This window comes from Rhodococcus sp. LB1 (assembly GCF_001583455.1).
GTDB lineage: Bacteria > Actinomycetota > Actinomycetes > Mycobacteriales > Mycobacteriaceae > Rhodococcus_F > Rhodococcus_F opacus.
Genome location: NZ_LTCZ01000196.1, coordinates 1 through 4,517, shown reverse-complemented (window position 1 = coordinate 4,517; position 4,517 = coordinate 1). Strand labels below are relative to the sequence as shown.

Annotated in this window: 3 protein-coding genes; all 3 read left to right on the top strand. The window is 68.5% G+C overall.

Annotated features, from left to right (window positions below; translation table 11 throughout):
* Window positions 1-144 precede the first annotated feature (144 nt).
* Genes AZG88_RS24665 through AZG88_RS24655 form a run of 3 tightly spaced genes read left to right on the top strand, consistent with a single transcriptional unit; the run spans window position 145 to window position 4,399 of the window.
* Entirely contained in the window at window positions 145-1,323 is a 1,179-nt protein-coding gene (locus AZG88_RS24665) for a tyrosine-type recombinase/integrase (protein WP_061699488.1), read from the top strand.
* Window positions 1,320-3,821 (top strand): tyrosine-type recombinase/integrase, encoded by a 2,502-nt coding sequence (locus AZG88_RS52835; RefSeq protein WP_197487925.1) that lies wholly within the window; start codon window positions 1,320-1,322, stop codon window positions 3,819-3,821. The genes AZG88_RS24665 and AZG88_RS52835 overlap by 4 nt, the downstream gene beginning before the upstream one ends.
* Window positions 3,818-4,399 (top strand): DUF6262 family protein, encoded by a 582-nt coding sequence (locus AZG88_RS24655; RefSeq protein WP_231914174.1) that lies wholly within the window; start codon window positions 3,818-3,820, stop codon window positions 4,397-4,399. The genes AZG88_RS52835 and AZG88_RS24655 overlap by 4 nt, the downstream gene beginning before the upstream one ends.
* The last annotated feature ends 118 nt before the right edge of the window (window positions 4,400-4,517 follow it).

Genomic DNA, 4,517 nt, shown 5'->3' with positions numbered 1-4,517 from the left:
CGCAGTCCTTCTCCGGGGGTCAGCGACCTGTTGCATGATGTCGCTCGAACTGGGTGATCTTGCGGGTGGTGCGGCGTTTCTCCGGGGGTGTGGTGCTCGTGGCTGGTAGTCGTTTTGTGACTGTCGACCTGAAAGCGAGAGACCATGCGGGCGTTTCCGGTGAGGTTGCCGTCCGGGCAGCGGTATTGGACGGTGTTGGATGAGGATCTGCAGGTAGTCGGTGTTGCGGATGGGTTTCTGCGGCATCAACGGTTCGGCCGCGACGGGGCGGAGTCCACGACGAAGGCGTATGCGCACGCGATCGCGTTGTTCCTGCGCTGGTGCGCCGGGACGGGCCGGTCCTGGCAGGCCGGGGTTGAGCAGTTCGCGTTGTTCATGACGTGGCTGGCCCACGCCGGACCGCTGGCCGGCGGCACCGACGCCGCCGGGTCGGGCGTGGTGGTGGCGGGGCCGGGTGCCGGTGCGGTGCGCTGCCCGTCGCGGATCAACGGTGTGCTGACCGCGGTGCGGGGGATGGTGGTGCATGCGGTCGCGTCCGGCCAGGGCCCGGCGGGGTTGGTGTCGGTGCTGTACGAGGTGGCCGACGACCGCGACCTGCCGGCGGAGGCGCGCGGTGAGGAGGGCCGGATGGCGTGGCGGATGCGGGCTCGGCATCGGTTGCGGGAGCCGGAGACGACGGTGGACCGCGCCACCGACGAACAGATCGTCGCGCTGCTGCGCGCGTGCCGGTCCGCGCGAGACAGGCTGGTGGTGCTGCTGATGGCCAGGGCTGGGTTGCGTCGCGGCGAGGTGTGCGGGCTGCGTCGCAGTGATGTGCACCTGCTGGTGGATTCGCGCCGGTTGGGGTGCGAGGTCGCTCGGGCGCATCTGCACGTCGTGCGTCGGGAGGACAACCCGAACGGGGCGTGGGCCAAGTCCCGCCGGCAGCGGGTCGTGCCGCTGGATTTCCTTGTCGTGCAGGCGTTTGACACCTACGAGTTCGAGCGCATGAGAGTGCCGGGTGCAGCGGACAGCGACTTCGTGATCGTCAACCTGTTCCGCGGCCGCATCGGGGCGCCGATGCGGCCGGACGGGATCGGGGAGCTGATGACCGCGGCCTCCCGCCGGGCCGGTTTCGACACCCCGGTCCGCCCGCATCAACTGCGGCATGCGTTCGGCAGCAACGCTGTTGACGCCGGTTCCGGCATCGATGTCGTCGCCGACCTGATGGGGCACGCCGCGGTCGCTTCCTCGGCGGTTTACGTGCATCCGGATTCCTCCCGGCTGCGTGCTGCGGTCGACGCGGTGCCCAGCCCCCGCGAACTCGGTGCGGTGATCCGGTGACCGCCGCAGAACTGGTCACCGCGGATGGCACTGGCGATCCTTCGTTGGAGTTCACGCACGTGCTGACCGGGGTAGCGCTGGGGGCGGATGCTGCGCGGCTGGCCGGGATGCTGGATCCTCGCTTCCTGGTCGAGGCGGGGTGGAATCCACAGACTCGGATGTTGTCGCTGCCGGCCCAGCATCGGTTGTTGGGCAGAACGGTATGCCGAGTCCAGCGGTGCCACAACACCGTTCACTCGGGCATTGCGGTATGCCATCGGTGCTTCACGCGCCTGTCCCGGCTGGGGATGAGCCCCGAGGACATCGCGACCGCGATGGAGCTGCCCGACGAGCCGGCCCCGGCGACTCGATGCGCAGTGCCGAAATGCCGGTGCGTGCCGACGGTGCGGCATGCGGTGTTGTGCGAGCCGCACGCCAAGAAGTTCCGCCTGCGCCGCCCACGGTTGTCGATGGAACAGTTTCTGGCCGATCCCAGAGTGGGGCCCTTGCCGCCGATGCCGGCCTGCCAGGTTGCCGCCTGCATCCGGACCGCTGACGGCGCCTGCGGATACTGCAACACCCACTACCAGCGATGGCGGAACGCGCTGCGGGCAGCCCCGGACCTGGATGCGCGTCGATGGGAGACCCGGGAATCGGGCGTGCCCGAGCCGGGGCAGGTCAATCTGCGGGCCCTGCCGGCGATGGTGGTCGTCGAGGTGCTGTTCGGTGTTCAGCAGCGCGTCCGGGGTGGGGCGAAGATCGCCGATGCGCAACTGCGGGTGCTGTGCGACGGACTGCGCTGGCGACAGGTGACCTCGATTACCGTCGACCGCGCCGAGATCACCCGCAACAAGACGGTGCGCTCGCTGCGGGCCGCCCTCACCCAACACGTTCGCCGGGCCCTGGCCGACCCCGCGAGCGAACAGGCCAAGGACACGTGGGATCTCGCGGTTTTCGGCCATCGCGGGAACCTGTCGTTCACCGGAATCAGCCAGCCGTGGCTGTCCCAGTGCGCCAAACGATGGGCAGCAGAACAACTCCCGCGTCACCGAGGCCGTGGAGCCGCGCGAGTCCGCGGCAAAATCAACGCGCTGCGGATGCTCTCACAGTTCCTCGGCCGCAGACCAGACCGGGGCCTCGTCCCATCGAACTTGGGCCGCACCGATATCGAAAATTTCCTCAACCGGCTGGCCCATCTGGAGTCGATCGGTGAGATCAGTCGATACCGCCGCAACGGCATCTGCCGTGACCTACGCGAGGTGCTGGCCGGCATCCGCGCCCTCGGCCTGACCAGGCCCAGACAACCAGCGGCAGGGCTCGCCGGCGATTTCTCCCTCGAGCGCGGCGACATCCCCGCCGAGCCCGAACGCGGCGAACCCGGCCGCGACGTCCCTCCGGAAATCATGGCCATTCTCTGCGCCAACCTCGACACCCTCGAACCGATCGAAGTCAGGGTCGCGACTCAGATCGGCATCGACACCGGACGACGCCCAGAGGACATTCTGGCCCTGCCCCTGGACTGCCTGGACCGCGACAAGGACGGAGCTGCGGTGCTCGTCTACGACAACGCCAAGGCCCACCGCCTCGGCCGGCGGCTGCCGATCGGCGACGCCACCGCCGCCGTGATCACCGGCCAGCGGCAACGCGTCCGAGCAATGTTTCCCGACACCCCAGTCGCGGAACTGGCCCTGCTGCCCACGTCGCGCCGTAATCCTCACGGGCGCACACCAATCAGCATCGATATGCTCGACGCCCGGCACCGCGAGTGGGTCTCGGCCCTACCTGTCCTGCGCACCCGCGACGGGATCGAGATCGACAAGACCAAGGTCGTGCCCTATATATACCGGCACTGCTACGCCCAGCGGCATGCCGATGCGGGTGTCCCGATCGATGTCCTGGCCGAGTTGCTCGATCACCGCAGCTTTTCCATGACCCGCCGCTACTACCGCATCGGTGAAGACCGTCGCCGCGACGCCGTCGACACCGTCACGGCCCTCAGCTTCGACCGACACGGCAACCGGATCTGGCGCGACGCGCACGCCCTGCTCGAATCCGAACGCGCCCGCCACGCCATCGGAGAAGTCGCCGTCCCCTACGGCACCTGCACCGAACCAACCAACGTCAAGGCCGGTGGCGGCGCCTGCCCGGTCCGATTCCGGTGCGTCGGCTGCGACCACTTCCGCACCAGCGTCGCGTTCCTGCCCGATCTGCAGGCATACCTGGAAGATCTGCTGCGCACCCGCGAACGGCTCGCCGCCACCCTCGACGGGGTCGACGACTGGGCCCGCGCCGACGCCACCCCCACCGACGAGGAGATCACTCGAATCCGGCGGCTGATCAACAGGATCAAAGGCGACATCGCCGAACTCGGTGACACCGAGCGAGCCCAGATCGACGACGCTGTCGCCATCGTGCGCCGTCATCGCGCGGCCCACGCAGTTCCAATCGGCATGCCGGCCCTCCCGTCCACCGCGCCCGCACCGCCCACCACGACCACCACCGCGGAGGCCACAGCATGACCAACACCAAGCCGCAGCAAGCCGACACGCACACCACCACGAGCGCACAAGCCCACCCGATGCTCGAAGGCCGACGCGCCGAATCCACCCGACGCCGCCAACGCGTCCTCGCCGCCCTCGACCGCGCCGCCACCGAAGGCACCGAGATCAGTGCCTCCGGGATCGCTCGCGCCGCCGGAGTCGACCGCACATTCCTCTACCGGCACCGCGACCTGCTCGAGAAGATCCACACGCTGCAAACCGAACCCACCGCCGGCGACGGCACCGGTCCAGCGGTCACCCGAGCCTCGCTGCAAGCCGACCTGCTCGCCGCCCACGAACGCGCCGTCCGGCTCAACACCCGAATCCAGCACCTGGAGAAGCGCCTGTCCGAAGCCCTCGGCGAACAAACCTGGCGCGAGTCCGGACTCGGCGCCCCAACCGACATCGATGCACTCCACCAACGGATCACCCATCTCGAACAACAGGTCATCGACCTACAGCAACAACTCGACGAACGCGACGAAGACCTCGCCGCGTCCCGCGCCACCAACCGCGAACTCATGGCCCGCATCAACGCCCCGAGCCGCAAAACGTGAACCATCGCGAGTCCGCTTGCGCCACACCTGTTGCAGCGGATAGCATCTCCCCATCAGCCTCTGAACTGCACAAACTCAGAGAATCACGCTGCCACACGGGGCTGACCCCCGGAGAACA

Bases quoted from the DNA above. Each gene is read 5' to 3' on its own strand.
- AZG88_RS24665 (WP_061699488.1), top strand. From the start codon at position 145: ATGCGGGCGTTTCCGGTGAGGTTGCCGTCCGGGCAGCGGTATTGGACG.
- AZG88_RS24655 (WP_231914174.1), top strand. From the start codon at position 3,818: ATGACCAACACCAAGCCGCAGCAAGCCGACACGCACACCACCACGAGC.